The organism is Achromobacter sp. 01N37 (assembly GCF_056399725.1).
Map to the genome: position 1 here is coordinate 363,725 of NZ_JBFTRX010000004.1, position 26,701 is coordinate 390,425.

Annotated in this window: 22 protein-coding genes; 20 read left to right on the forward strand and 2 right to left on the reverse strand. The window is 63.0% G+C overall.

All coding sequences use genetic code 11. The features are described from left to right. The first annotated feature begins 4 nt into the window (after window positions 1–4). Both AC1DSJ_RS10605 and AC1DSJ_RS10610 read left to right on the forward strand, forming a co-directional pair. Window positions 5–2,659, forward strand: coding sequence for a fimbria/pilus outer membrane usher protein (locus AC1DSJ_RS10605; protein ID WP_441371409.1), 2,655 nt, complete (start codon window positions 5–7; stop codon window positions 2,657–2,659). Next, a complete protein-coding gene (locus tag AC1DSJ_RS10610; protein WP_175170568.1) occupies window positions 2,656–3,606 on the forward strand; it encodes a fimbrial protein in 951 nt (316 codons plus the stop codon). Before AC1DSJ_RS10605 ends, AC1DSJ_RS10610 begins: the two co-directional genes overlap by 4 nt. Window positions 3,607–3,651: 45 nt before the next feature. Here AC1DSJ_RS10610 and AC1DSJ_RS10615 read toward each other — a convergent pair whose 3' ends face one another. Beyond that, entirely contained in the window at window positions 3,652–5,427 is a 1,776-nt protein-coding gene (locus AC1DSJ_RS10615) for a M61 family metallopeptidase (RefSeq protein ID WP_441371410.1), read from the reverse strand. Between the two features lie 28 nt (window positions 5,428–5,455). Between AC1DSJ_RS10615 and AC1DSJ_RS10620 the strand changes: the two genes are divergently transcribed. The 16 genes from AC1DSJ_RS10620 to AC1DSJ_RS10695 all read left to right on the forward strand — a co-directional run bounded on the left by AC1DSJ_RS10620 (window position 5,456) and on the right by AC1DSJ_RS10695 (window position 23,826). Then, entirely contained in the window at window positions 5,456–6,232 is a 777-nt protein-coding gene (locus AC1DSJ_RS10620; RefSeq protein WP_441371411.1) for an enoyl-CoA hydratase, read from the forward strand. A 254-nt stretch (window positions 6,233–6,486) separates the two neighbouring features. Then, window positions 6,487–8,031, forward strand: coding sequence for a DUF1254 domain-containing protein (locus AC1DSJ_RS10625; protein WP_054421219.1), 1,545 nt, complete (start codon window positions 6,487–6,489; stop codon window positions 8,029–8,031). A gap of 417 nt (window positions 8,032–8,448) precedes the next feature. Next, entirely contained in the window at window positions 8,449–8,901 is a 453-nt protein-coding gene (locus AC1DSJ_RS10630; RefSeq protein ID WP_156336384.1) for an ATP synthase subunit I, read from the forward strand. 86 nt (window positions 8,902–8,987) lie between these two features. Continuing rightward, window positions 8,988–9,869 carry a F0F1 ATP synthase subunit A gene (gene atpB, locus AC1DSJ_RS10635; RefSeq protein ID WP_006217057.1) on the forward strand — a complete coding sequence of 294 codons (882 nt, stop codon included), beginning with the start codon at window positions 8,988–8,990 and terminating at the stop codon, window positions 9,867–9,869. A 115-nt stretch (window positions 9,870–9,984) separates the two neighbouring features. Next, window positions 9,985–10,227, forward strand: coding sequence for a F0F1 ATP synthase subunit C (gene atpE / locus AC1DSJ_RS10640; RefSeq protein WP_003815363.1), 243 nt, complete (start codon window positions 9,985–9,987; stop codon window positions 10,225–10,227). Window positions 10,228–10,371: 144 nt separating this feature from the next. Continuing rightward, the gene (locus AC1DSJ_RS10645) at window positions 10,372–10,842 is read left to right on the forward strand and encodes a F0F1 ATP synthase subunit B (protein ID WP_006227275.1); all 471 of its coding nucleotides are present in this window, start codon (window positions 10,372–10,374) and stop codon (window positions 10,840–10,842) included. 12 nt (window positions 10,843–10,854) lie between these two features. After that, the gene (locus AC1DSJ_RS10650) at window positions 10,855–11,394 is read left to right on the forward strand and encodes a F0F1 ATP synthase subunit delta (RefSeq protein WP_054421221.1); all 540 of its coding nucleotides are present in this window, start codon (window positions 10,855–10,857) and stop codon (window positions 11,392–11,394) included. Window positions 11,395–11,422: 28 nt separating this feature from the next. Beyond that, window positions 11,423–12,964 carry a F0F1 ATP synthase subunit alpha gene (atpA, locus tag AC1DSJ_RS10655; RefSeq protein ID WP_175170565.1) on the forward strand — a complete coding sequence of 514 codons (1,542 nt, stop codon included), beginning with the start codon at window positions 11,423–11,425 and terminating at the stop codon, window positions 12,962–12,964. A gap of 98 nt (window positions 12,965–13,062) precedes the next feature. After that, the gene (gene atpG, locus AC1DSJ_RS10660) at window positions 13,063–13,968 is read left to right on the forward strand and encodes a F0F1 ATP synthase subunit gamma (protein WP_054421223.1); all 906 of its coding nucleotides are present in this window, start codon (window positions 13,063–13,065) and stop codon (window positions 13,966–13,968) included. A gap of 42 nt (window positions 13,969–14,010) precedes the next feature. Continuing rightward, window positions 14,011–15,414 (forward strand): F0F1 ATP synthase subunit beta, encoded by a 1,404-nt coding sequence (atpD, locus tag AC1DSJ_RS10665; protein WP_054421224.1) that lies wholly within the window; start codon window positions 14,011–14,013, stop codon window positions 15,412–15,414. Window positions 15,415–15,423: 9 nt separating this feature from the next. Beyond that, on the forward strand, window positions 15,424–15,849 hold the full coding sequence (locus tag AC1DSJ_RS10670; protein ID WP_006217064.1) for a F0F1 ATP synthase subunit epsilon: 426 nt from the start codon (window positions 15,424–15,426) through the stop codon (window positions 15,847–15,849). Window positions 15,850–16,055: 206 nt separating this feature from the next. Next, window positions 16,056–17,033 (forward strand): helix-turn-helix domain-containing protein, encoded by a 978-nt coding sequence (locus AC1DSJ_RS10675; protein WP_441371412.1) that lies wholly within the window; start codon window positions 16,056–16,058, stop codon window positions 17,031–17,033. 206 nt (window positions 17,034–17,239) lie between these two features. Then, window positions 17,240–18,313: a uroporphyrinogen decarboxylase gene (gene hemE, locus AC1DSJ_RS10680; RefSeq protein ID WP_054421225.1), complete on the forward strand. Its 1,074-nt coding sequence runs from the start codon at window positions 17,240–17,242 to the stop codon at window positions 18,311–18,313. Window positions 18,314–18,664: 351 nt separating this feature from the next. After that, window positions 18,665–20,755 (forward strand): primosomal protein N', encoded by a 2,091-nt coding sequence (locus AC1DSJ_RS10685; protein WP_175170564.1) that lies wholly within the window; start codon window positions 18,665–18,667, stop codon window positions 20,753–20,755. A 155-nt stretch (window positions 20,756–20,910) separates the two neighbouring features. Then, window positions 20,911–22,974 (forward strand): UvrD-helicase domain-containing protein, encoded by a 2,064-nt coding sequence (locus tag AC1DSJ_RS10690; protein ID WP_054421227.1) that lies wholly within the window; start codon window positions 20,911–20,913, stop codon window positions 22,972–22,974. 24 nt (window positions 22,975–22,998) lie between these two features. Further along, window positions 22,999–23,826, forward strand: coding sequence for a helix-turn-helix domain-containing protein (locus AC1DSJ_RS10695; RefSeq protein ID WP_441371413.1), 828 nt, complete (start codon window positions 22,999–23,001; stop codon window positions 23,824–23,826). Between the two features lie 16 nt (window positions 23,827–23,842). Here AC1DSJ_RS10695 and AC1DSJ_RS10700 read toward each other — a convergent pair whose 3' ends face one another. Next, window positions 23,843–24,904, reverse strand: coding sequence for a threonine aldolase family protein (locus AC1DSJ_RS10700; protein ID WP_441371414.1), 1,062 nt, complete (start codon window positions 24,902–24,904; stop codon window positions 23,843–23,845). 116 nt (window positions 24,905–25,020) lie between these two features. On the opposite strand from AC1DSJ_RS10700, the gene AC1DSJ_RS10705 reads away from it, so the two are divergent. Both AC1DSJ_RS10705 and AC1DSJ_RS10710 read left to right on the forward strand, forming a co-directional pair. Then, window positions 25,021–25,875 (forward strand): class II glutamine amidotransferase, encoded by an 855-nt coding sequence (locus AC1DSJ_RS10705; protein WP_441371415.1) that lies wholly within the window; start codon window positions 25,021–25,023, stop codon window positions 25,873–25,875. A gap of 162 nt (window positions 25,876–26,037) precedes the next feature. Continuing rightward, window positions 26,038–26,658, forward strand: a complete 621-nt coding sequence (locus AC1DSJ_RS10710) for a hypothetical protein (protein ID WP_054421231.1) — start codon at window positions 26,038–26,040, stop codon at window positions 26,656–26,658. The last annotated feature ends 43 nt before the right edge of the window (window positions 26,659–26,701 follow it).

Below are 26,701 nucleotides of genomic sequence, written 5' to 3' on the forward strand. Positions count from 1 at the left end.
CGTCATGTTCCGCCGTCTACGCATCGGCCATTGGCTTCTACTTGGGTCCGGTTTGGCAAGCGCAGCGGCCCAGGCCAGCGAGTCCGTCGAATTCAACCCCGCATTCTTTGGCAGCCGCCGAGGGCAAACGGTGGACTTGTCGCGCTTCCAGCGCGGCAATTCCCTGGAGCCGGGTGTCTACCAATTGGACCTGTACCTGAACGGAAACCGGGTGGGCCGTGAGCAGGTCTACGTCAAGGCCATGCCGTCGCCCACGTCCCCGGGCCAGCCGGCGGTGCAGCCCTGTCTGCCGGCCAAGGTCTATGAGCGGCTGGGGGTCAATCTGGCAATGTTGGCCACGCCCTCGGGCGCTGTGGAGCAGGAAACTGACTGCCTGGGCGTTGACAGCCTGCCGCCCGCGAGCCAATTCGATGTCGATTTGGGTGACCTGCGCGCCGATCTTTCCATTGCTCAGCTCTACCTGAAGTCGGTGGCGCGCGGTTACGTGCCGCCGGAGGAATGGGACTCGGGCGTGGATGCCGGCTTTCTGGGATACGGGCTTAACCTGTCGTCCAACCGTGTCGGCAATCGCACGCAACGCCGCTTCTACAGCAGCGCGAACGCGGGCGTCAATCTGGGCGAGTGGCGCTTTCGGCACAACGGCTCTTTCAGCTATACCGACGACCCCGGCGCATCCGAGCGCAGCCGCTATCAGGCATTGAGCACCTACGTGCAGCGCGATGTGACGGCGGCCAGTGCGCAACTGACCCTGGGGCAGTTCTACACGCCGGGCAATCTCTTTGACAGCGTGCCGTACACCGGCGTCCAGCTCAGCAGCGACGAACGCATGCTGCCTGACTCGATGCGCGGCTTTGCACCGGTGGTGCGCGGCGTGGCCGACACCACAGCCAAAGTCAGCGTGCGCCAGGGCAACAACCTGCTATACGAAACCAAGGTATCGCCCGGGCCATTTGCCATCGACGATCTGTACAACACCGGTTACGCGGGCGATCTTGACGTCACGATCACCGAAGCGGATGGGCGCAGCAAGCACTTCGTGGTGCCTTATGCGTCGGTGGCGCAGTTGCTGCGCCCCGGCAGTTCGCGCTTCAGCGTGACGGGCGGCCGGTATCGCGACGACGCCCTCAGTACGCCGCCCGCGTTTGTGCAGGGCACGTATCAGCGCGGCCTGTCCGATAGGGTGACGGGCTATGGCGGCGTCATCGCGGCGCAGCAGTATCGGGCCATTCAGGCCGGCGTGGCGGTGAGTACGCCGCTGGGGGCGTTAGCGGCGGATCTGACGCAGTCGCACGCAACGGGTCTGGGCGGGCGATGGGGGCAGTTGAACGACCTGTCGCGTGACTCGGAAAATGACGCGGCAACCCGCGTTGCAGACAACCCTGCCGGCAGCTCTTCAAGCGGGCGCAGCGTGCGGCTAAGTTATAGCAAGCTGCTTGAGCCCACTTCCACAAATTTCAGCGTGATGGCGTATCGGTTTTCAAGCGAGGGCTATCTGGGCTTTGGGGAATTCGCACGGGCGCGTGAATCGCGCGGCGCATGGGCATACGGCGGCAAAGAGCGCAGCCGGTTCCAGTTCAATATCAGCCAACCCTTGGGCGATGGCTGGGGGCACGTGACGCTGTCTGGAATCGCGCAGAACTACTGGAACCGCAACCGCCGCGATACGAGCTACTACACCAGCTACTCCAACGGCTACGCGTGGGGCAGTGTCACGATCAGCATGTCGCGCACGCGCGACGAGCGCGGCCGCTTCGGTAATCAGTATTTGCTAAGCCTGAGCCTGCCATTGGGACGCGGCGCGAATGCGGCGTATCTCAGCACATCCATGAATTTTGAAGGCAACGGCAAGCGCAGCGCCAACGCGTCTGTCAGCGGGTCCGCAGGCGATACGGGGCAGTTCGGCTATGGCGTTTACGGATCGTATGACCGCACGAACGGCCAGGGCAGTGGCAACCAGGGCGGCAGCCTGCGCTACGACACCGCGCACGCCAACTACACGCTGTCTGGCAGCGGCGGCACGGGCGGCAGCGGCGGTAGCAGCTATCGCCAATTCGGCGCAGGCATGCGCGGGACCTTGATCGCCCACGCGGGAGGCATCAACGCGACCCAGGCCCAAGGCGAAACCATGGCGGTGCTTGAAGCACCCGATGCCCATGGCGCCGGAATTGTCTCGGGTTCGCGTGGCCGCATCGGTCGTAATGGATACGGCGTCGTGGCGGGCCTGATGCCCTACCGCCGCAATGAAGTCGCGCTTGATCCCAAAGGCACGTCGCGAGATGTCGAATTGGCAATGACGTCGCAGCAAGTATCACCGCGCGCGGGCGCGATCGTGTTGTTGCGCTATCCCACCGTGGCGGGCCGGCCCATCCTGTTGAAACTGGTGCGCGACAACGGCGCAACCATTCCCATGGGCGCCGAAGTCATCATCCCGGGCATGGATGCCATCACCCTGGTGGGTCAGGGCGGCCGGGCTTTCGTGCGTGGCTTGCAGGGGCAAGGGCAACTGGCGGTCAAGTGGGGAGAACAGGCCGATCAGCAATGTCAGGCCATCTATCAGGTCGACGAGCAAACGGCGTCCGAAGACGCGCATTACTACCCGCAGCTGGAGTTGCCATGCACGCCAGTCCAACCATCGTCACGACAGGATTCGGCATCATGAAAACAACCTTGCGACTCGCGGCCTTCGGGTTTGCATTGTTGATGTTCGCGGGCCGTCCAGCGTGGGCGGCATGCACTGGTGAGTCCCTGTCTACGACCATTACCGCGCAGAATCTGCAAGAAATGAAACCGCCGCGAGACGCGCTGGTGGGCAGCACGATCTACACGAAATTCATCGACGAGGGCATTGGCTATCTTCGCTGCACCACCAACGGCGAGTGGTTCGCGTATGGTTTGCAACCGGGCGCGAAGGCGGTGCCGGGCTACGAACACGTGTATGAGTCCGGCATTCCGGGTATCGGCATGCGGATATTCTGGACGCACGAGGGCGGGGTCTACATGAACTACCCGGGACATCGGCACCGGATCAGAAACTGGCAGTATTACCCGCCGCAGAAGTTCGTGTTTGAACTCATCAAGATCGGCCCGATCAAATCCGGCGTGTCCTTCGCGCATCGCGCTGAAGTCTATTACGGTGCGTTGCGCAGCAATATGGTGGACTTCAGCAACGTGGCTTACGAGGCCAGCAGCATTGGTTGCACGGTCAGCGAGAAAACGGTAGAGGTGGAGCTCCTGACGATCAACAACCGTCACCTGGGTCATCGCGGCGCCACGGCCGCGGACAAGGCGTTTGACATCAAGCTGGAATGCGATCAAGGCGTCAAGGTGGCCTATCGGATCGATGCGGACGGCACGCCCGAACACGTCATCAAGAACGCCCAAGGGGGCGATATGGCGCGGGGCGTTGGCGTGCAATTGCTGCAGGGCGAACTCGGCAGCAATGTCATCCAACCGCTTGCGACCCGCACTGAATTCACGACCGCCGTGACGACGGTTGACAAGGAACAGCTGACGATCCCGCTGGTGGCGCGGTACTACCAAACCGATGACACACTGGTGGCGGGGCACGTCAACGCTACCGCCACCGTGACGCTGTTCTACGAATAAGGACCCGTGAACAGGGCGGGCCGAGAGATCGGCCCGCCTGCTTTCTTACACCGTCAGCACGCAGTCCAGCGCTTCAGGCGCGCGCAGCTTCACGCGGTACGCGCGCAGCTCATCGCGGCGGAACACGTGCACGATCACGCGGTCGCCGGGCCGGTATTGCGCCAGCAGCAGATCCAGGCCGGCGGGCGCATCGACCCGCAACCCCCCCACCGCGACCAGCACATCGCCCGCCGACAGCCCGGCCTGATGACCCGCGCCGCCTTCCAGCACCGTCGCCAGCGTCAGCGTGTCGCCCTGCTTGCGCGTGCGCACATCCATCGACGGAATGTTGGCCGTTGCTTTCCAATGCATCGAAATGCCGTGGGGCGCCAGCAGTTCCGCCAGCGGGACATCCGCCGTGCCATAGGCGTGGCGCGCGATGAAGCGGCGGGTATCAACGCCCGTGGCCTCCTGAATCAGCGCAGGCAAGCCGTCTTCCGGCAGGCCTTGCGGCTTGCCCTGATAGAAGTCGCGGCCATAACGGTCCCATAGCAGGCGCATCACGTCATCAAGCGAGTGGACGCCCGCGCTGTCGCGGCGGATCAGCAAGTCCAGGCCCAGGGCCACCAGCGCGCCCTTGGTGTAATAGCTGACCAGCGCGTTGGGCGAGTTCTCGTCCTGCTTGTAATAGCGTGTCCAGGCGTCGAAGGAACTTTCCGCCACCGATTGCTTGGCCCGGCCGGGCGTGCGATGCACGCTGGTGATGGTCTTGGCCAAGAGGCGCAGGTAGTCGGATTGTGGGATCACGCCCGAGCGCAGCAGCAGCAGGTCGTCGTAATAAGACGTGAAACCTTCAAACACCCACAACAGACGCGTCAGGTCGGGCTGCTCAAGATGGTAGGGCGCAAACGCCTGCGGCTTGATCCGCTTGACGTTCCAGGTGTGGAAGTATTCGTGGCTGACCAAGCCCAGAAAGCCGCGATAGCCTTCGCCCTGGCCTTGCTGGCCCAGCACGGGCAAGTCCTTGCGCGAGGTCATCAGCGCGGTGCTGGCGCGATGTTCCAGGCCGCCGTAGCCGTCGCCGGTGACCATCGTCATGAATACGTAGCGATCAGCGCTGTCCAGGAACGGCGCGCGTTTGGTGCGCGGTTCAAAGAACTCAATCTGGGTTTCGCAGATTTTCTTTACGTCGGCCGTGATGCGCGCCAGATCCAGATTCGCGGCAACACCGGTGAACACCAGTTCATGCTCGGCGCCATGGGCGGTAAAGCGGGCGACTTGCGGCGTGCCCATTTCCACGGGGTGATCAATCAGCGCGTCATAGTCCGGCGCCAGGTACAGGCCGAAGCCGTGGCGGCGCGCCGCGCCCTGATGGCCGCGCGCTTCCGGCAAGCTGGTGTAGACCTTCCAGCCGTCCAGGCCACGCGGCGGCGCCAGGTCGACGAGGCAGGGCAGATGGTCCTGTCCATGCACGCGCAGGAAGACGCTGGTGCCGTTGAAGAAGCCGTGGCTGTCATCCAGATGCGCGCCGCGCACCGACAAGTCCCAGGCGTAGACGACGTATTCGATTTGCAGCGGGCCGTCGCATGGCGCGGCCTGCCAGGTGTGGTTGTCCATTTTGTCGACATTCACGCGCTTTGATCCGGCACGCGCCGAGACGGATTCGATTTGGCGGGAAAAGTCGCGGATCAGGTAGCTGCCCGGAATCCAGGCCGGCAACGACAGGCGCTGGCCGTCGGGCGAGGGCGTATCGATCGTTAGGGTTATCCGGTAGCGGTGTCCGGCGGGATCATGAGGCTCAAGGCGGTAAAGTATCGGAAAAGCGGCATCTGATTTTTTCATGCTTCTATCTTATTACTGGAGACATTCAATGAGCGAGTCGTTTGTACTGGTCGAAACCCGGGGCCGCGTTGGGCTGTTGACGCTGAACCGCCCCAAGGCGCTCAACGCGCTGAACGATGAACTGATGGATGAGCTCGGGGCGGCGCTGCTGGCGTTTGAAGCCAATGCCGACGTCGGCTGCGTGGTCATCACCGGCAGCGAAAAGGCGTTTGCCGCCGGCGCCGACATCGGCGCCATGAAAGATTGGTCGTACATGGACGTGTACGGCAGCGAATACATCACCCGCAACTGGGAAACCCTCAAGCGCATCAAGAAGCCCGTGATTGCGGCCGTCGCCGGCTACGCGCTGGGCGGCGGCTGCGAACTCGCGATGATGTGCGACATCATCATCGCCGCCGACACCGCCAAGTTCGGCCAGCCCGAAATCAAGCTGGGCGTGATCCCGGGCGCAGGCGGCACGCAGCGTCTGCCGCGCGCGGTGGGCAAGGCCAAGGCCATGGACCTGGCGCTTACCGCTCGCATGATGGGCGCCGAGGAAGCCGAGCGCGCGGGTCTGGTGTCGCGTGTGGTCGCCGCCGACAAGCTGATGGAAGAAGCGCTGGACGCCGCCACCGTCATCGCATCGATGTCGCTGCCGTCCGTCATGATGGCCAAGGAATGCGTGAACCGCGCCTTTGAAGGTTCGCTGAACGAAGGCCTACTGTTCGAACGCCGCGTGTTCCATTCGCTGTTCGCCACCGAAGACCAGAAGGAAGGCATGGCCGCGTTTACTGAAAAGCGTAAACCGGACTTCAAACACCGTTAAGCCTTGTTACGTCCGTGCTTTTGATGCGGACAGGCCTGAATAGTGACGGCGCGCCCCATGTGGGCGCGCTTTTTCTTGGACGGCAAGCAGGGATTTGGCGTTGCGCTTTGAAACGTCTAGGCAGCACCTTGTTGCAGGCTTCTTCCCTATCCTGAAAAAGCGTCATCTAGAGGTGCCGCGCCAGAGCGGCTTGCCCCACCTGGCAAGTTCCGCGCGGCGGCTCGCTCGCAAACAAAATCAAGAAGGAGCCTTGCATGCGTACTTTTATCGCTAACCGCCGGTGGTCGACCGCGGTACTCGCCGGCGCGTTGAGCGCCTGCTTCATGACCGCCACTCAGGCTCAATCGCCGCAGCCTACGCTGCGCCTGGTGTCCGAAACGCCTTACTCGGCGCCCGCGCCGCAGATGAGCGAGCAGGAACTGCGCGACACCGCCATCGACGCTTACGTCTACGCGTACCCCATGGTGTTGATGGAACTGGCGCGCCGCAAGGCCACCGCCGTGCAAAGCCCGCTGGAGGGCCGCGCGCCGGTGAATCAATTTGGCCACAAGGCCGCTTTCCCTGATCCGCGCGCGGCGGATACGCCGTGGCCCACCGCCGACGCCCTGTATTCCAGCCTGTGGTTTGACGTGACGAAAGCCCCGCTGGTGGTGAACCTGCCCGACACGGGCAACCGCTACTTCGTGCTGTCGGCGCTGGATATGTGGAGCGATGTGTTCGCCTCGCGCGGCACGCGCACCAATGGTCCGGGCGCGCAATCCTTCGTCATCGTCGGCCCCAACTGGCAGGGCAGCGTGCCCGCCGGCGTCGACGTGATCCGCAGCCCGACCTCCACCGGCTGGCTGATCGGCTGGACGCAAACGGGTGGCCCGCAAGACTATGCCGCGGTCAATCAGATTCAGGCGGGCATGACGGCATCGCCATTGATCACGGCAACCGCCGCCACGCCGCCGATGCGCGGCCGCGCCCCGGCCTCTGCGTATCCGCAGACGGGTTCGGGCGTGGGTTCGGCGCCCATCGGCAGCGACTTGCCGATGCCGACGCCGGTGAATCTGCCCGAAGGCACGCCGGCGGAGCAAGCCGCCAGCATGGACGCCGCGTCTTTCTTCACGGTGTTCTTCGATGTGCTGCGCAACAACCCGGCGCACGCCAATGACACGCCCATCATTGACCGCATGCGCCGCATTGGTCTGGATAGCCGCCAGCCGTTCTCGTATGGGCGCTTGAGCCCGGCCGTGCAGCAGGCGCTGGCCGACGCGCAGCCGCTGGCCGGCCGCCGCATTGCCGATGGCGTGTCGCGCCTGGGTACGCCGATCAACGGTTGGAACACGGTGCTGTCGGGTATCGGCACCTATGGCACCGACTACGCGCGCCGCGCGTCCATCGCGTATGCGGGGCTGGGCGCGCCAACGCCGGAAGATGTGCTGTACCCGGTCACCGTGTCGGATTCCAAGGGCCGCGCCCTGAATTCCAATGAAGACTACGTGCTGCATTTCGACAAGGGCCAGCTGCCGCCGGCCAACGCGTTCTGGTCGTTGCAGGTCTACAACGACAAGCACGGCTTTGCGGATAACCCCGCCAACCGCTATGCGCTGCGCAGCACCGACCAGCTGAAGTACAACTCGGACGGCTCGCTGGACATCTATATCCAGCGCCGCGACCCGGGCGAGAAGAAGCGTTCGAACTGGTTGAGCACGCCCGCCACCGATGGCCCGTTCCTGCTGAGCATGCGCTTGTACTGGCCGCAAGACACGGCACTGGACGGCCTGTGGGCGCCGCCGCCGGTCAAGGAAGATTGATGCTGAAGGCCTGATAGCACCGCCAGGCAGAACAAAGCGGCCCCCATTGCGGGGGCCGCTTTTTCGTCCCTAATTTTGGTACGATGCGCCCGTTGTTGGCACCTTACAAACGCCCGAAAGTTCATTTGCTTGGCGAAAAAGATTCAAGCTATACTCTGCGGGTTTGACGCTTGCGGGATGAGAACACGTGGCGGCTGGTAAGCAGTGGATGGGAACGGATTGCGTGAATGTGGCAGAAGTAGCGAAGCGAAACCAACGCAATGCAATGCAACGCAGGCAAGCCGAACCGAGACACTAGCGCGCACTGAAGTACGGTGTCTTTGCTCTATGTAGGGCCAAAGCATCCGGTTTCAAGTGCGGGCACGCCGGTTCTGATAGGAGCAAGAAGTAAAGCGGGGATGTTTGATGCAGAACTCGATGCAAAATGTGCAGCAGGGTTTGTTGGACCAGGATGATGAGATCAAAGTTCTGGTTCTCAGCGATGCGGATCGCGCAGCGCTGAATGCTCAAGCAAGCCGCGGGCTCCTGTTGGCATTGGCGGCGCAAGGCGCCATGGGGCTCGCAGCAGCAGTAATTGCGGGGGTTGTCGGAGGGGCGGCGGCTGGTTGGTCGGCGCTGGCGGGGGCGGGAGCGTATTTCATACCCAATGCATTGTTTGCATTGCGCCTGGTTGTCAGCGTTCGGGCCGGCAAGGCCAGTCCCTTTACCTTTCTCTCTGGTGAGTTGATCAAGTTGTTCGCAACGGCGTTGCTGTTGTGGCTGCTTTCGCGTGTGGCGCAGGACAGTCTGGTTTGGCCTGCCGCATTGATCGGTTTGATACTCACATTGAAGGGCTACCTCCTGCTCTTGATGTTCCGCAAGTTGTCTTAGCGCCGAGTAGTAAGTAGCGGCAAACGTGATCGTGGAATCGTCCGGCTCGCAAGGGCCGGGCATACAGCAAATAGGGTAGGATTCAAATGGCTGCTGCCAGCGACGTGTCGCCTCAGTCCGCGTATATTCAGCATCACTTGGTGCACCTGAACAATACCGGTGAGAAACAGAGCGCAATTGCTCAGTTCGACATCATCAATTACGACTCGTTGTTCTGGTCCGGCCTGATGGGCCTGATCGTCATTTTCTTCCTGTGGCGCGCAGCTCGCCGCGCCACCAGTGGCGTGCCGACCCGCTTCCAGGCATTTGTGGAAATGATCGTCGACATGGTCGACGACCAGGCCAAGGGCATCGTCCACAACGCCAAAAGCCGTCTTTTCATCGCCCCGCTGGCGCTGACCGTGTTCCTCTGGATCATCCTGATGAACGCGCTCGACTTGCTGCCGGTTGACCTGTTGCCCTCCATCTGGCGCCTGACCGGCCTGGGTGCCGAGCACGGCGATCCCCTGTACTACCACCGCATTCTGCCGACGGCCGACCTGAACGTGCCGATGGGCATGTCGCTGGGCGTGCTGCTGTTGATGTTCTATTACGGCATCAAGATCAAGCACCCGGGCGGCTTCGTCAAAGAACTGTTCACTGCGCCGTTCCATGCGCATGGCATCGGCGCCGTTGTGCTGGCCCCGTTCAACCTGCTGCTGAACCTGATCGAATACGCCGCCAAGTCCGTGTCGCTGGGCATGCGGTTGTTCGGCAACATGTTCGCCGGCGAACTGATTTTCATGCTGATCGCCCTCTTGGGTGGCGCCTGGACCGGCTTTAACGGTGCCAGCATCGGCTTGGGAATCGGCCACATCCTGGCCGGCTCCATCTGGGCGATCTTCCACATCCTGATCGTCCTTCTGCAGGCCTTCATCTTCATGATGCTGACGCTGGTGTACCTCGGCCAGGCACACGAAGGCCACTGATCCCCCGAATTTCTCGCGCTGGCCACCCGGCCAGCGTGGGATAGCAAGATTATCTTGCATTGAGCTGTACCCCTTTTTCAATTTTTGACTTCAGATTTCTAACCAAGGAGTTGTCATGACCAACGTCGCTTTCGTTGCCCTCGCTTGCGGTCTCATCATCGGTTTGGGTGCTATCGGCGCTTGCATCGGCATCGCACTGATGGGCGGCAAGTATCTGGAAGCTTCGGCTCGTCAGCCTGAGCTGATGAACGCTCTGCAAACGAAGATGTTCCTGCTGGCTGGCCTGATCGACGCGGCATTCCTGATCGGCGTGGGTATTGCCATGCTGTTCGCCTTCGCCAACCCGTTCGTCGGCTAAGGCAGCGCCCGCCGGCGAATAGGCGGGTCATGACGTTGGCGGCGATGTGGGCACAAGCCCCGTCGCCGGCCAGCAAAGTATCGAGTGCTCCGTGACGCCCCTTTCCGGGTGCGGTCGGAGCCGCAAGGTGTTAAAGGAACGACCGTGAATCTGAACGCGACGATCATTTTCCAGATGCTCGTGTTCTTCGTTCTGGGCTGGTTCACGATGAAATTCGTGTGGCCTCCTCTGACGAAGGCGATGGACGAGCGCCGCCAAAAAATCGCCGACGGCCTTGCCGCCGCCGAGAAGGGCAAAGCCGACTTGGCTCAAGCCCAGGCGCGTGTCAGTCTGATCGAGGCTTCTGCCAAGTCCGAAAACCACGCCCGCATCATCGAGGCCGAGAAGCAAGCCGCCTCCCTGATCGAGCAAGCCCGCCGTGAAGCGGAAGCTGAACGCGCCCGTATCGTGGCTCAAGCCGCTCAGGATGCCGCGCAGGAAGTCCAGCGCGCTCGTGACTCGCTGCGCGACGATGTTGCCGCGTTGGCTGTCAAGGGTGCTGAACAGATCCTCAAGCGCGAGGTTGACGCCCGCGCCCACGCCGAGCTGCTCAACCAGCTTCGCGCGCAGCTTTAATCCGGGACCGTCATGGCTGAACTTTCCACTGTTGCCCGGCCCTACGCTGAAGCGCTCTTCAGCGCAGCGCGCGACGACAAGGCCGGCTTGCCGGCTTGGGCCGACCTGGTCAGCGAAATGTCGCAGGTCGCCTCCAACCCCGACGTGCGCGAGGCCATGGCCGACCCGCGTCTGGGTGACAAGCAGCGCGTCGAGCTGTTTTCCGGCCTGATCAAGGCCGAACTGCCCCAGGCCGCCCGTAATTTCATCGAGCTGCTGGTCGAAAATGACCGGCTGCTGCTGCTGCCCGATATCGCCACGCAATTCGTGGTGCTGCGGAATCGTCACGAGGGCACGGCGCAGGCGGAAATCACCAGCGCGTTCGAACTGAGCGACGCCCAGGTCAAAGAACTGGTCGCCGCGCTCGAACAAAAATTCGGCCTCAAGCTCAAGCCCAACGTCACCGTCGACCAGTCGTTGATCGGCGGCGTGCGCGTGGCTGTCGGTGACCAGGTGCTCGATACTTCCGTACAAGCCCAATTGGTCCGCATGCGCGATCAGCTCGCCGCTTAAGGCAACTAACAGGATTCCAGGAGTCAATATGCAACTCAATCCCTCCGAGATCAGCGAACTGCTCAAGAGCCGCATCGAGGGCCTGGGCGCTTCGGCTGATGTCCGTACTCAGGGCACCGTCGTGTCCGTGACCGACGGTATTACCCGCATCCACGGCTTGTCCGATGTGATGCAGGGCGAAATGCTCGAATTTCCCAACAACGTTTTCGGTCTGGCGCTCAACCTCGAGCGCGATTCCGTCGGCGCCGTTATTCTCGGTGACTACACCGGCATCTCCGAAGGCGACCAGGTCAAGACGACCGGCCGCATTCTGGAAGTTCCGGTTGGTCCCGAACTGAAAGGCCGCGTGGTCAACACGCTGGGCGAGCCGATCGACGGCAAGGGCCCGATCAATGCCAAGGCTACCGACATCATCGAAAAAGTGGCGCCTGGCGTTATCGCCCGCCGCTCGGTGTCGCAGCCGCTGCAAACCGGCGTCAAGGCTATTGACTCGATGGTGCCGATCGGCCGCGGTCAACGCGAACTGATCATTGGCGACCGCCAGACCGGCAAGACCGCCGTCGCTGTCGACACGATCATCAGCCAGAAGGGCAAGGGCGTCACCTGCGTGTACGTCGCTATCGGCCAGAAGGCTTCCACGATCAACAACGTGGTTCGCAAGCTGGAAGAGCACGGCGCGATGGAATACACCATCGTCGTGGCCGCTACCGCTTCTGACTCCGCCGCCATGCAATACCTGGCCGCTTACGCCGGTTGCACGATGGGCGAATACTTCCGCGATCGTGGCGAAGACGCCCTGATCGTTTATGACGATCTGACCAAGCAAGCCTGGGCCTATCGCCAAGTGTCGCTGCTGCTGCGCCGTCCGCCGGGCCGTGAAGCCTACCCGGGCGACGTGTTCTACCTGCACTCGCGTCTGCTGGAACGTGCTGCCCGCGTGAACGAAGACTACGTCGAAAAGTTCACCGATGGCGCCGTCAAGGGCAAGACCGGTTCGCTGACCGCACTGCCGATCATCGAAACGCAAGCGGGTGACGTGTCCGCCTTCGTTCCGACCAACGTGATCTCGATCACCGACGGCCAGATCTTCCTGGAAACCGACCTGTTCAACGCCGGTGTCCGCCCCGCAATCAACGCCGGTATTTCGGTGTCGCGTGTGGGTGGCGCTGCTCAGACCAAGGTCGTGAAGAAGCTGTCCGGCGGTATCCGTACCGACTTGGCGCAGTACCGTGAATTGGCCGCCTTCGCGCAATTCGCTTCCGACCTGGACGACGCAACCCGTCGCCAGCTGGAACGCGGCAAGCGCGTGGTCGAACTGCTCAAGCAGCCGCAATACCAGCCGCTGCAAGTGTGGGAACTGGCCGTCACGCTGTACACGGTCAACAACGGCTACCTGGATGACGTGGACGTGGCCCAAGTGCTGTCGTTCGAGAAGTCGCTGAAGGATCAACTGAAGGCCAAGCATGCGGCCATGATCCAGCGCATCGAAGACACCAAGGAACTGTCCAAGGACGACGAAGCCGAATTGGCTACCGCCGTTCAGGAATTCAAGAAGCACGGTGCTTTTTAAGAAAGTGATGGGTTAGGCGTCTGCAACGCCTCACCCATCCTTACCGGATGGTTGAGGCGTGAGCGGAACCCATCGGCCAGTCTTCACAGGAAAGCGCAATGCCCGGAATTAAGGAAATCCGAACCAAGATCAAGAGCGTGCAAAACACGCGCAAGATCACCAAGGCGATGGAAATGGTCGCCGCATCCAAAATGCGCAAGGCGCAGGAACGGATGCGTGCTGGTCGTCCGTACGCCACCAAGGTGCGCGAGATTGCTGCGCACCTGATGCAGGCCAACCCCGAGTACAGCCACCCGTACCTGGTCGAACGCGAAATCAAAGCGGTCGGCGTGGTCATGGTGACGACGGACAAGGGTTTGTGCGGCGGCTTGAACACCAACATCACTCGCGTGACGTTGAGCAAGCTGAAAGAGTTCGAGAAAAACGGCGTTGCCGTGCAAGCGACCGCTTTCGGCAACAAGGGCGTGGGTGTGCTGACCCGTATCGGCGCCAAACTGGTTTCCCAGGAAGTGCAACTGGGCGACAAGCCGCAACTGGACCGCCTCTTGGGCGCGATCAAGGTGCAGCTGGACGCCTACCTGGATGGCCGCATCGACGCGCTGTACGTGGCTTCGACCCGCTTCGTCAACACGATGAAGCAGGAGCCGCTGTTCTTGCGCCTGCTGCCGTTGGCCAATGGTTTGGAAGATCCGTACCAAACGGGTGCTGAGAGCCTGGCCAAGACGTCGGAAGTGAAGTCGGACTACAGCTGGGATTACATCTACGAACCCGACGCCCGTAGCGTGATCGACGACCTGCTGCAGCGTTACGTTGAAGGCCTGCTGTATCAAGCCGTGGCCGAGAACATGGCTTCGGAGCAGTCGGCCCGGATGGTCGCCATGAAGGCGGCGTCGGACAACGCCAAGAAGGTCATCGGAGAGCTGCAACTGGTCTACAACAAGACCCGTCAGGCCGCGATCACCAAAGAAATTTCGGAAATCGTAGGGGGCGCTGCCGCCGTTTAAGGCAGGCAGCTCCCGTCTAAAGCTATCAAGCAAGGAATCGACATGAGCAACGGAACCATCGTTCAGTGCATCGGCGCCGTGGTGGATATTCAGTTCCCCCGCGATCACATGCCCAAGATCTATGAAGCGCTTACTCTGGCTGAGGACGAGTCTTCGTCGTTCGCCGAAAAGGGTCTGACGCTGGAAGTGCAGCAACAGTTGGGCGACGGCGTGGTGCGTACCATTGCGCTGGGCTCCAGCGACGGTCTGCGCCGCGGCATGAAGGTCAACGGCACGGGCGCCCCGATCTCGGTGCCGGTCGGCACCGGCACGCTGGGCCGCATCATGGACGTGCTGGGTCGTCCCATCGACGAAGCTGGCCCGATCCAACACGAAGAAAAGCGTGGCATTCACCAATCGGCTCCCCGTTTCGACGAACTGTCGCCGTCGGTGGAACTGCTGGAAACCGGCATCAAGGTTATTGACTTGGTCTGCCCGTTCGCAAAGGGCGGCAAGGTCGGCCTGTTCGGCGGCGCCGGCGTGGGCAAGACCGTGAACATGATGGAACTCATCAACAACATCGCTAAGCAGCACAGCGGTTTGTCGGTGTTTGCCGGCGTGGGTGAGCGTACCCGTGAAGGCAACGACTTCTACCACGAAATGGAAGAGTCGAACGTTCTGGACAAGGTCGCCATGGTGTTCGGTCAGATGAACGAACCCCCGGGCAACCGTCTGCGCGTGGCGCTGACCGGCCTGACGATGGCCGAGAAGTTCCGTGACGAAGGCCGTGACATCCTGTTCTTCGTGGACAACATCTACCGCTACACCCTGGCCGGTACCGAAGTGTCCGCACTGCTGGGCCGTATGCCGTCGGCCGTGGGCTACCAGCCCACGCTGGCTGAAGAAATGGGCAAGCTGCAAGAGCGCATCACGTCGACCAAGACGGGCTCGATCACGTCCATCCAGGCCGTGTACGTCCCTGCGGATGACTTGACCGATCCGTCGCCTGCCACGACCTTCCAGCATTTGGACTCCACCGTCGTGCTGTCGCGTGACATCGCTTCGCTGGGTATCTACCCGGCCGTGGACCCGCTGGATTCGTCCAGCCGCCAGCTCGACCCGCAAGTCGTTGGCGAAGAGCACTACTCGGTTGCTCGTGGCGTGCAGCAAACGCTGCAGCGCTACAAGGAACTGCGCGACATTATCGCGATTCTGGGTATGGACGAACTGTCGCCGGACGACAAGCAGGCCGTGGCCCGCGCGCGTAAGATCCAGCGCTTCCTGTCGCAGCCGTTCCACGTTGCTGAAGTGTTCACCGGCTCGCCGGGCAAGTACGTTCCGCTGGCTGAAACCATCCGTGGTTTCAAGATGATCGTGAACGGCGAGTGCGATTCCCTGCCGGAACAGGCCTTCTACATGGTCGGTTCGATCGACGAGGCCTTCGAGAAGGCCAAGAAACTGCAATAAGGAACCGATATGGCTACCCTGCATGTGGATGTCGTCAGCGCAGAGGAAGCGATCTTCTCCGGTGAGGCGAAGTTCGTGGTGCTGCCTGGCGAAGCGGGTGAACTGGGCATTCTGCCCGGCCACACCCCGCTGATTTCGCGCATACGCCCCGGGACGGTCAAGATCGTTCGTGCCGACCAAGGCGAGGAAAACATCTTCGTCGCCGGGGGCATTCTGGAAGTGCAGCCGGGCAGCGTGACGGTTTTGGCCGACACCGCTATCCGTGCTTCCGACCTGGACGAAGCCCGCGCCGTGGAAGCGCGCAAGAAGGCCGAAGAGGCCCTTGCGAACGCCAAGGACAAGGCTGACATCGCGGTTGTCGAAGCCGAACTCGCCATGCTGGCTGCGCAAGCCATCGCGGCGCGTAAGCTGCGCCAAGGCGGTCGCTCGCACTAAGCGGCAAAGCAGTACGCCGGGGTTCGCCCCGGTTTGGAAAAAGCGGCCATTGGCCGCTTTTTTCATGCGCGCACGGTTTGCGGCGAGGGGATGACGTTTTTATCTGCATCGCCCGGCGGGGCGACCGCAATGCGTTCGATACGAATAGCTGGCCCGGTTTTGCACCAGTAGCCTTCAACTTTGCCAATTGAGCCAAAGGGGGAAGCGTGCGAAAAGTCCTGGATTGCGGCGTGCTGCTGGCGCCCGGCCACGAAGATGACATGCGCGAGTGGGTGGCCCTGCATCGGGGTGGGCTGCCACGCATCCGGCTGCACCTGGTGCCGTTGGCCCCCCTGGCGGCCGCTGTGCAAGACGCCCCGGCGCCGGCACCGCCCGATCCCTTGCGGGCCACGCCAGACACTTCGCAAGACGTGCAGGCCTTGGCGCGGCTTGCGGTCTCGCTGCGGCGTTATGACAGCTGCATCCTTCCCGTTGCTCCGTCTTCGGTGGCGTGGGCGCGCATGGCGCTGTCGCAAGCCGGGGCGTTGCTGACGACGCCCATCCTGCTGTTGATGAACGGCATGAAAGCGCCCGCCATCGAAGACCTGCTCGGTTTGGGCGCGGCCGACTTCATGGCGCAGCCGGCGTGTTTGGAAAGCATGCGTGTGCGGCTGGGGCGACTGGGCCGGCCACTGCTCTGGCGGCAGGCGTTGCAGGCGGGCGTGCAAGAGCCGCCAGCCGATTATCACGCCGCAGGCAGCGGGTCTGCGGCCCTAAGGGATGCCGCAAGGCCGCGAGTATCTGTGGACGTGTTGGAGGATGCCTTGGCGGGGGTGCTGGAGTGGGATGGCTATTCCAGACGCAGCCCGCGGCAAGACATTCGGCACGACCTACGGCACAACGACCGGCACGACGACCGGCGAAATTTGCGACTGAACCCGCAGCCAGACCCGCAGCCAGACCCGCGCCGAGACCCCCGCCATCCTTCCGCGCAGGAATCGTTTCGTCTGGCCAAAGCGCGTGTGGTGGATGGGTTTGAGCGCGATTACATTTGCCGCGCGCTGTCCAGGCATGGCGGCAACGTGGCGCAGGCGGCCCGCGCTTGCGCCAAGCATCGGCGCGCCTTCTGGGCACTGATGCAAAAGCACGGCATCGAAGCCGCGCCGTACCGGCATGCCGCGCACGTGCGACGGCTGTTGGGATGAGTTGTGCGGCAAACGATGCGTGGTGAACGTTACGTGGTGAACATCGCGTGGTGAACCTTGCGCGGCAAACATTGTGCGGTGAACATCGCGCGGCAAACCGCGTCTTGCGCACCGGTCTTGAGGCCCGACAAACCATGCTTTCCGGCTGGCCGCGCCTTGTCAGCTAGGGGAAGTAAAATCACGGCTTCCGATCATCGAGGATAGTCGTGTCTGCTTCCAGCTTGAAGAACGATGTGTTCTTGCGCTCGCTCTTGCGCGAGCCCGTGCCCTACACCCCGATCTGGCTGATGCGCCAGGCGGGTCGCTACCTGCCCGAGTACCGCGCCACGCGCGCGCGCGCAGGTTCCTTCATGGGCCTGGCTCAAAATCCGGACTACGCCATGGAGGTCACATTGCAGCCGCTGGCGCGCTTTGACCTGGACGCAGCCATCCTGTTCTCGGACATCCTGACCGTGCCGCACGCGATGGGCCTGGGCCTGGACTTCGCGGAAGGCGAAGGCCCGCGCTTCGCGCACCCGGTGCGCACCGAAGAAGACGTGGCCCGTCTGGCCGTGCCTGACATGGACAAGCTGCGCTATGTGTTCGACGCCGTCAGCGTCATCCGGCGCGAGCTGGACGGCAAGGTGCCGCTGATCGGTTTTGCCGGCAGCCCGTTCACCATCGCCTGCTACATGGTTGAAGGCAAGGGCAGCGACGATTACCGCCTGATCAAGACGATGCTGTATTCGCGTCCTGACCTGCTGCATCGCATCCTGGAAATCAACGCCGAAGCCACCCTGCAATATCTGAACGCGCAGATTGCTGCGGGCGCGCAGGCCGTCATGCTGTTCGACAGCTGGGGCGGCGTGCTGGCTGATGGCCTGTTCCAGCAATTCTCGCTCGCCTACACGAAGAAGGTCGTGGCCGGCCTGACCCGCGAACACGAAGGCCGCCGTGTGCCGGTCATCGTGTTCACCAAGGGCGGCGGCCAATGGCTTGAGCAGATCGCCGCTTGCGGTTGCGACGCCGTGGGCCTGGACTGGACCGTTGACCTGGCGGCGGCGCGCCGCCGCACGGGTGACTCCGTGGCCTTCCAGGGCAACCTGGACCCGATGGCGCTGTTCGGTGGCGGCCCGGCTATTCGCACGGAAGCCCGCCGCGTGCTGGATGCCTTCGGCCCGGTGGGCAAGGGCGGCCACGTGTTCAACCTGGGACACGGCATTTCGCGTTTCACTCCGCCAGAAGCGGTAGCCGAATTGGTCGACGAAGTCCACCAACACAGCCGCTCGCTGCGGGGGTAAGTGAGTGGACGCTTCGGTCCGAAGGGCCGAAGTTTGAGGGCCCCGGCGAGCACTTGTGCACAGCAAGATTTCGCTCGGGGAAAACCCTTTATAACCTGGTTTACAATCTTGGAAGCTGCCTTAAGCTATTGTTTTTAAAGCTTAAAGTTGAGTTTTCCACCGGATTGCACCGTGCTGCGCAATCTAGGCTTATTCCAAAATTTGATGTTGCTCCAGCCTTTTCCCCAAAGTTATCCACAGGCGGGTCTGGAGCAAGCGACGGCCGCCGGGCGACAATTGCCCGGCCGCGCCATTCCCCTGTCCTTTTCCGCCTTGCAGGCGACTCCCGCCCCATGATCCTTCCGAGCATCCATGTCTGAACTGCCGTCTATGCCGACTCCCGCAGCCGTTTGCTGGGTGCGCGTGGCGCTGGACGTGCCGTTGCCCGGCCCCTTCGACTACCGCAGCGATGCGCCGGTCCCCGTGGGCTTGCGGGTCATCGTTCCTTTCGGGCGGCGCAAGATGATCGGGGTGGTGGTGGAAAATCCGGCCGAACCTTCGTTCGACCCGAAACAGATCCGGCCCATCGAGCAGGTGCTTGACGACCTGCCCCCCTTTGACGAGGACTGGCTGCGCCTGGCCCGTTTCGCGGCCGAGTACTACCAGCGGCCCCTGGGCGAGGTGATGTTGCCAACGCTGCCGCCGCCGCTGCGCAAGCCGACGGCGTATCAGGGCAAGCGCTCGGCAGGCGGCCCGGTGGCGCGGCTGGACAACCGCAAGCGCAAGGCGGCGCGCGCGCCCGCCAAAGCCGATCAGCCGCCGGAATTGAACGACGCGCAACGCACTGCGGTGGATACCATCGGCGCGCTGACGGGGTTCAAACCCGTGTTGCTGCATGGCGTGACGGGCAGCGGCAAGACCGAGGTTTATCTGCGGGCGGCCGAAAAAGTGTTGGCCCAAGGGCGGCAGGTGCTGCTGATGGTGCCCGAAATCAACCTGACCCCGCAGCTGGAAGGCGCATTGCGTGCGCGCCTGGAAGCCTTGGTGGGGCCGGATGGGCTGGCCGTCATGCATAGCGGGCTGTCGGATGGCGAACGCCTGCAAGCCTGGGCCCGCGCCCAGCGCGGCGACGCCCGCATGCTGTTGGGCACGCGCATGTCGATCTTCGCGCCGCTCAGCAAGCTGGGCTTGATCGTGGTGGACGAAGAGCATGACGCGTCTTACAAGCAGCAAGATGGCCTGCGCTATTCGGCGCGCGACCTGGCCGTGTGGCGCGCGCATGACCTGAACATTCCCGTGGTGCTGGGGTCGGCTACGCCGTCTTTGGAAACTTGGCAGCACGCGGAGCGCGGCCGGTACCTGCGCCTGACGCTGCCGGGCCGTGCCCGGTCCAGCACGCTGCCGTCCATGCGGCTGGTGGACACGCGCCGGCTACAGATGAAGCACGGGATGTCGCCGCAACTGCTGGAGGCCATCGGCCTGCGCCTGGAGCGCAAAGAGCAGTCGCTGATCTTCCTGAACCGGCGCGGCTATTCGCCCGTGCTGCATTGCCAGTCGTGCGCGTGGGTCAGCAATTGCCCGCGGTGCACCGCGTTTACCGTGTTGCACCGTACGGACGGCCGCGGCCATCGCCTGCAATGTCACCACTGCGGTTACCAAGCGCCGGTGCCGCGCGCCTGCCCCGAATGCGGCGACCAGGATCTGGCCCCGATGGGCCGTGGCACGCAGCGTGTCGAAGAGCATCTGGCCGAGCTGTTCCCCGAGGCGCGCATTCTGCGTATCGATGCCGACAGCACGCGCAAGAAGGGCAGCGCCGAGGCCCTCTTCGCGTCGGTGCATGCGGGCGATGTGGATATCCTGGTTGGCACGCAAATGGTGGCCAAGGGCCATGACTTTGCGCGGCTGGGTCTGGTGGGCGTGCTGAATTCCGATTCGATGCTGTTCGCCCACGATTTTCGTGCGCCCGAACGCCTGTTCGCGCAGCTGATGCAAGTGGCGGGCCGTGCCGGCCGCCATCAAGGCAACGGCGAGGTGCTGATTCAGACGGGCTACCCCGAGCAGCCCGTCTACCAGGCGCTGCTGCGTCACGACTACGCGGGCTTTGCGCGCCACGCGCTGCATGAACGCGAAAGCACGGGCCTGCCCCCATTTGTGTATCAGGCGCTGCTGACCGCTGAAGCGCGCGAGCTGAAGGTGGCGCAGGCCTTCCTGGAGCGCGCCCGCGTATTGCCAGAAGGCGAATGGGCGGCGGACTTTCCGGGCCTGGACGCCATCATGCTGTATGACCCCGTGCCGCTGCGCGTGGTGCGCGTGGCGAACATCGAGCGCGCGCAGTTGCTGGTGGAAAGCAGCAGCCGGCCGGCCTTGCAGGCCTTCCTGGCGTCGTGGTCGCACCACCTGCCTTACATCGCCAACGAAGCGCGCGTGCGTTGGCAACTGGAGGTCGATCCGCTGGAGATCTGACCCCTCGGTCTGTACCGATGCGTGCTCCAACTGATTGATCTATGATCTTCATCCTCTATCGCGCTGGCGCGGCCGCCACCGCATGACGACGCCAGCAACACGGGCGTCAGCGCAAACTGGCGGCCCCCCGCACTGCATGACCATCCCACTCAAAAATGTCCGCTAGCGAAACCATTGCTCTAGGTATGAACCCCGCCCAGAAAGAGGCGGTGTTGTACCTTGACGGCCCCTGTCTGGTGCTGGCCGGCGCGGGCAGCGGCAAGACGCGCGTCATCACGCAGAAGATCGCCTATCTGCTGCGTGAATGCGGCTACATGGGCCGCAACGTGGTGGCGCTGACCTTCACCAACAAGGCCGCGCGCGAGATGGACGAACGCGTGAAGACGCTGGTCGACCGCAAGCTGTCCAAGGGCCTGATCATCAGCACGTTCCACTCGCTGGGCGTGAAGATGCTGCGCGAAGAAGCGCGCAACGCAGGGCTCAAGCCCACGTTTTCCATCCTGGACGCCGATGACGCCATGTCCATCATCCAGGAACTGCTGGCCACCACCGACAAGGCGCGCCTGCGCCACGTGCAGGGCATTATCTCGTTGTGGAAAAACGCGTTGCTGGAACCGGACGACGCCGCGCGCGAAGCCGTGACGCCCGGCGACGTCGAAGCCGCCAATGTCTACCGCAGCTACGCCGCTACGCTGGCGGCCTATCAGGCGGTGGATTTCGATGACCTGATTCGCATCCCCGCCTTGCTGCTGGCCAGCAACGAAGAAGTGCGCACGCGCTGGCAGAACCGCGTGCGCTATCTGCTGGTGGATGAATATCAAGACACCAACGTGTGCCAATACCGGCTGGTGCAATTGCTGACGGGCTCGCGCGCCATGTTCACGGCGGTGGGCGACGACGACCAGGCCATCTACGCCTGGCGCGGCGCCACCATTGAAAACCTGGCCAAGCTCACCACCGATTACCCCAACATCAAGCTCATCAAGCTCGAACAGAATTACCGTTCGGTGCAGCGCATTCTGGCGGCCGCCAACCAGGTCATTGAAAAGAATCCCAAGCTGTTCGAAAAGAAGCTGTGGTCCGAGCTGGGCGTGGGTGAACCGATCCTGGTGTCGGCGATGGACGGCGAAGAGCAGGAAGCGGAATCCATCGCCATGAAGGTCTCGGCCTCGCGCTTCGAGCGTCAGGCGCAGTGGAAAGATTTCGCCATTCTGTATCGCAGTAATCATCAGTCGCGCATTCTGGAGCAGGCGCTGCGCAACCTGAAGATTCCATACACGATCTCGGGCGGGCAGAGCTTTTTCGACAAGGCCGAAGTGCGCGATGTGCTGGCGTATCTGCGGCTCCTGGCCAACGACGATGACGACCCCGCGTTCATCCGTGCGGCCACCACGCCCAAGCGCGGCATCGGTCAGGCGACCTTGCAGGTGCTGGGCCAATACGCGGCCACGCGCGAGCAGTCCTTGTTGTCGGCCGTGGCCGAAACCGGTATTGAAAGCCTGCTGGCCCCGCGCCAGCTGGAACCCCTGCGCACGTTCGCGGAATTCATCCGGCGCATGCAGTGGCGCGCCGGCCGTGGCGCGGCATCGGGCAAGGACGCCGCGCCGGCCGAACCGGCGGGCGTCATCCTGGACGATCTGGTTGAAGCCATCCAGTACGAGCGCCATCTGTTCGAGCTGTTCGAAGAACGCCCCGCGCAGACGCGCTGGCAGAACGTGCTGGAGCTCACCGGCTGGCTCAAGCGCAAGGCCGAAGAAGACAACATGTCGCTCTTCGATCTGGTCCAGCACGTGGCGCTGGTGACGATGCTGGAACGCGGCGAAGAAGACGAGCCCGACGCCGTCAAGATGTCGACGTTGCATGCGTCCAAAGGTCTGGAGTATCCGCACGTGTATCTGGCCGGCGTGGAAGAGGGCTTGCTGCCCCACCTGGGTAAAGACGACGAAGTGGGCGACCCGGCGCGTGCGGCCGAGAACCTGGCGTCACGCATCCAGGAAGAACGCCGGCTGATGTACGTGGGCATCACGCGCGCGCAACGCAGCTTGAACCTGAGCTGGTGCAAGCGCCGCCGACGTGCGCGCGAAGACTTGGTGCGCGAGCCGTCGCGCTTTATCGAAGAAATGGGCCTGGGCGATGTGCGCATCCAGGAAGACGAGGCCACAGCCGCCATGAATCCCAAAGAGCGCATGGCGATGCTGAAGGCCTTGCTCAAGAAATAACGCACGCATAGGGATGGCGGGGCCATGAAAGACGACGTCCGATACCACCCTGTTCCCGGCACCCCTGGCCTGGTGCTCGGGCAAGCGCGCTTCAGTGAATTCGAGTTCGACCGCCACTACCATGTGGACTATCACATCGGTCTTGTCACCCAAGGCGTGCAGCGCCAGCGGTTCCGCGGCAAGAGCATTCTGCTGGGCCCGGGCGGCATCGCGTTGATGCCGCCAGGCGAAATCCACGACGGCGCGGGGGTCAGTGACTACGGCACGGCCTACACGTTGAAAACGTTCCGCTTATCTGCCGAGCTGATGCGCAGCTTCATTGAAGATGTGTCGGGGGCGGCTGCCAACGAGCGCTTCTTCGGCACGCTGGTGGAAGACGCGGCGCTGGCCGGCCGCTTCATGGCGCTGCACAGCGCATGGATGTCCGGCGCCCCGGATGAGCCTTTGGCGCAGGAGTCGCAGTCGCTGGCGTTGATGGGCGCGTTGTTCGCGCGCACCGGCGCCGTGTCACCCCAGGAAATCCGGGGCGGGTTGTCGGCGGCGCATCTGCGCGCGGTGCATGACTACTGTCAGGCGCATTTGTGCGAAAAGATCGCACTGGACGATCTGGCGCGGCTATGCGGGCTGAGCCGCTTTCAGTTTCTGCGCCGCTTCACGCATTCCGCTGGACTGACGCCGCATGCGTGGCTGGTCCGCCTGCGGCTGGAACGCGCATGCGCCGCGCTGGCCACGTCCCGCGTGTCGGTGGCACAAGTGGCGGCGGACGTGGGCTTCTACGATCAAAGCCATTTCAACCGAGCGTTCCGCATGGCTTACGGCGCGCCGCCCTCCGCGTATCAGCCCGCCGCATAAGGGCGGGCACCCAACGCTAAGCCACCTGCGCGCGCAACGCCGACAGGAAGTAATCCACCTCTTGTTCCTGCGTGGCGAACGACGTGACCAGGCGCACCACGCCCGGGCCCCAACGGTCGTAATAGAAGCGGAAGCCTTGCTCCAGCAGGCCCTCGATGGCGTGGGCCGGCAATTGGCAGAACAGGATGTTGGCGTCGGCCGAGCCTTGCAGCGTGACACCCGGCAGCCCTTGCATGCCCGCGGCAAGCCGCGTGGCCATGGCGTTGGCCTGGCGCGCATTCTTCAGCCATAAATCGTCGGTCAGATACGCTTCCATCTGCGCGGACAGCAGACGCATCTTCGAAAACAGATGGCCGCCACGCTTGCGGCGAAACGCCAGTTCGCGTGCGCGCGCCGGGTTGAACAGCACGATGGCCTCGGCGCCCAGCACGCCGTTTTTCGTTGCGCCAAACGACAGCGCTTCGACGCCCGCCTTCCACGTCATCTCGGCCGGCGTGCAGCCCAGGCTGACCCGCGCATTCGCAAAGCGCGCGCCGTCCATATGCAGCGGCAAGCCCGCGTCGCGGCAGATGCCGCCAATGGCTTGGATCTCGTCCAGCGTATAGACGCTGCCGGTTTCGGTCGCCTGGGTAATGCTGACGCACGACGGTTGCACGGAATGCACGTCGCCCACTTTGCGGCGCGCTTCGGCCGCCAACTGCACCGGGTCGATCTTGGCGGCCTCGCCACCCAGCAGCATCAGCCGCGCGCCGTTGGTAAAGAACTCCGGCGCGCCGCATTCATCGTTGGCGATATGGCTTTGCGTGTGGCACAGCACGGCGCCCCAGGGCGGCGTCATGGCGGCCAGGCTGAGCGAGTTGGCGGCGGTGCCGGTGGGCACCAGCAGCACCTCGACGTCATGTTCGAAGATCTCGGCCAGCTTGCGTTGCACGCGCAGCGAGCCGTCATCGGCGCCGTAGGCGGGGGCCTGACCGGCATTGGCGCGCAGCAATGCCTCCATGACTTCAGGGCTGGCGCCCGCGATGTTGTCGCTGGAAAAACCCTGTTGCAGGGCGGGGACGGATGAGGGCGTATTCAAGATGCGGTTCCGGGGTGATCGGGAAAGGGGACACTATGCCGGGGCGTGGTCACGCAAGCTTGTAGAAAATTGCAGGTGGCTCCTACACTGGGCAGTCTGTCTTGAAGGAGCGCATCATGTGTCGTTGGCTGGCTTACACCGGTAGTCCCCTGCAGATGGAGAGTGTGCTGTTCAAGGCCAAGCACTCGCTGATCGACCAGAGCCTGCATTCGCGGCTGGGCGCAACCACAACGAATGGCGACGGCTTCGGGCTGGGCTGGTATGGGCGGCCGCAGGCTGATGTGCCGCCGGATGCGCCCTTTCGCTACCGCAGCGTGCACCCCGCGTGGAACGATCGCAATCTGCGCGAAGCCGCGCGTGCGATTCACGCATCCTTGTTTGTGGCGCACATCCGCGCGGCCACCGACACGCCCGCGCAAGAAACCAACTGCCATCCGTTCCGGCATGGACAGTGGCTGTTCGTGCACAACGGCCTTATCCGCGACTATCCGCTGCTGCGCCGCGACTTGATGCTGATGATTGCGCCGGCGTACTTCGGGTCGCTGGAAGGGTCCACCGATTCCGAAGTCATGTTCCTGCTGGCGCTGACGTTCGGGCTGGAGGAAGACCCCATCCCTGCGTTGGCCCGCATGGTGGGCGCGGTGGAAGAGACGGGCCGCCGACACGGCGTGGCGCATCCCATCAACATGACCGTGTGCGCGCTGGATGGCGAACGGCTGATTGCGGTGCGCTATTCCAGCGAAGGCGATTCACGCACGCTGTTCCACAACACCTGCGTGCGGCATCTGCGCGAGCTCTATCCCGACAATCCGCAACTCGCGACGCTGGACGACAGCGCCTTCCTGTTGCTGTCTGAACCGCTGAGCGAGATGCCCGGTGTGTGGGAAGAAGTGCCGGAGGCCACCGCGATCATCGCGGGCAGGGGCGATGTGACGCACTATCCGTTCACGCCGATCCCACCGGGTGAATGACGCATTTGCCCGTCTGGCAAGGTAATTGGGTCAAAAACGGCCGAAAACGAGCGATATATTGGGGTCATCAAGCACGCCTCGCCCATATAGGGGAGAATGCGTGTCGCATGACTTTGCGACGTCCTGGGCCGCGAAAGCACCCCAACTTGATAAGGAAGTTGCATGACTGATAGCAAAACCCCGCAGGTCTCAGACGCATTGGCGGTGTTTACGCACACGGGGAGCGCCCCGGTTTGCTTTGAATTGCATGACAAAGGTGTGGTTCGCCAACAAGGCGACGCACGTCAATACACCGCGTTCGCGGATGTTCTGGACCTTTGCCTGTTCGCCTCCGGGCCGGACGCCACGGCAGGTTCTATCAACCAATTTGCCTACCGCACGCACGCGACGCAGGACTGGACCATTGTGTCCGGCGACGTCAGCGAGTTTGCCCAGTTCATGGATGCGTTCCGCTCGCGCTACGTCGCGCAACGCCTGCCGGTGCTGGAAGCTGCGATCGCGGAAGGCGAGCGTGTGACGTTCCGTTATATCGAGGCCGGTGAGTTCCCCAGCCTGCAAACGCAGGAATTGGCCCTGTCGGCCGAAGGCCTGCACATTGATGGCATGACCTGGTCCTTCGAGTCGCTGCAACGCATCGACCTGAACGATTGGACCGAGACGATCACGCTGCAAGACGACAGCGGCAAGACCGTGTTTTCGTGCCTGGGCACGCGGATTCTCAGCTCCGATCTGCTGGTGAACCTGGTGTACGACCAGTTGGGACAGACGGCGGAATACGCCTGAGCGGTACATCCCCGCAAGCGGCGTAACGGGCGCGCTTGATGTT

Bases quoted from the DNA above. Each gene is read 5' to 3' on its own strand.
- AC1DSJ_RS10605 (WP_441371409.1), top strand. From the start codon at position 5: ATGTTCCGCCGTCTACGCATCGGCCATTGGCTTCTACTTGGGTCCGGT.
- AC1DSJ_RS10610 (WP_175170568.1), top strand. From the start codon at position 2,656: ATGAAAACAACCTTGCGACTCGCGGCCTTCGGGTTTGCATTGTTGATG.
- AC1DSJ_RS10615 (WP_441371410.1), bottom strand. From the start codon at position 5,427: ATGAAAAAATCAGATGCCGCTTTTCCGATACTTTACCGCCTTGAGCCT.
- AC1DSJ_RS10620 (WP_441371411.1), top strand. From the start codon at position 5,456: ATGAGCGAGTCGTTTGTACTGGTCGAAACCCGGGGCCGCGTTGGGCTG.
- AC1DSJ_RS10625 (WP_054421219.1), top strand. From the start codon at position 6,487: ATGCGTACTTTTATCGCTAACCGCCGGTGGTCGACCGCGGTACTCGCC.
- AC1DSJ_RS10630 (WP_156336384.1), top strand. From the start codon at position 8,449: ATGCAAAATGTGCAGCAGGGTTTGTTGGACCAGGATGATGAGATCAAA.
- atpB (WP_006217057.1), top strand. From the start codon at position 8,988: ATGGCTGCTGCCAGCGACGTGTCGCCTCAGTCCGCGTATATTCAGCAT.
- atpE (WP_003815363.1), top strand. From the start codon at position 9,985: ATGACCAACGTCGCTTTCGTTGCCCTCGCTTGCGGTCTCATCATCGGT.
- AC1DSJ_RS10650 (WP_054421221.1), top strand. From the start codon at position 10,855: ATGGCTGAACTTTCCACTGTTGCCCGGCCCTACGCTGAAGCGCTCTTC.
- atpA (WP_175170565.1), top strand. From the start codon at position 11,423: ATGCAACTCAATCCCTCCGAGATCAGCGAACTGCTCAAGAGCCGCATC.
- atpG (WP_054421223.1), top strand. From the start codon at position 13,063: ATGCCCGGAATTAAGGAAATCCGAACCAAGATCAAGAGCGTGCAAAAC.
- atpD (WP_054421224.1), top strand. From the start codon at position 14,011: ATGAGCAACGGAACCATCGTTCAGTGCATCGGCGCCGTGGTGGATATT.
- AC1DSJ_RS10670 (WP_006217064.1), top strand. From the start codon at position 15,424: ATGGCTACCCTGCATGTGGATGTCGTCAGCGCAGAGGAAGCGATCTTC.
- AC1DSJ_RS10685 (WP_175170564.1), top strand. From the start codon at position 18,665: ATGTCTGAACTGCCGTCTATGCCGACTCCCGCAGCCGTTTGCTGGGTG.
- AC1DSJ_RS10690 (WP_054421227.1), top strand. From the start codon at position 20,911: ATGTCCGCTAGCGAAACCATTGCTCTAGGTATGAACCCCGCCCAGAAA.
- AC1DSJ_RS10695 (WP_441371413.1), top strand. From the start codon at position 22,999: ATGAAAGACGACGTCCGATACCACCCTGTTCCCGGCACCCCTGGCCTG.
- AC1DSJ_RS10705 (WP_441371415.1), top strand. From the start codon at position 25,021: ATGTGTCGTTGGCTGGCTTACACCGGTAGTCCCCTGCAGATGGAGAGT.
- AC1DSJ_RS10710 (WP_054421231.1), top strand. From the start codon at position 26,038: ATGACTGATAGCAAAACCCCGCAGGTCTCAGACGCATTGGCGGTGTTT.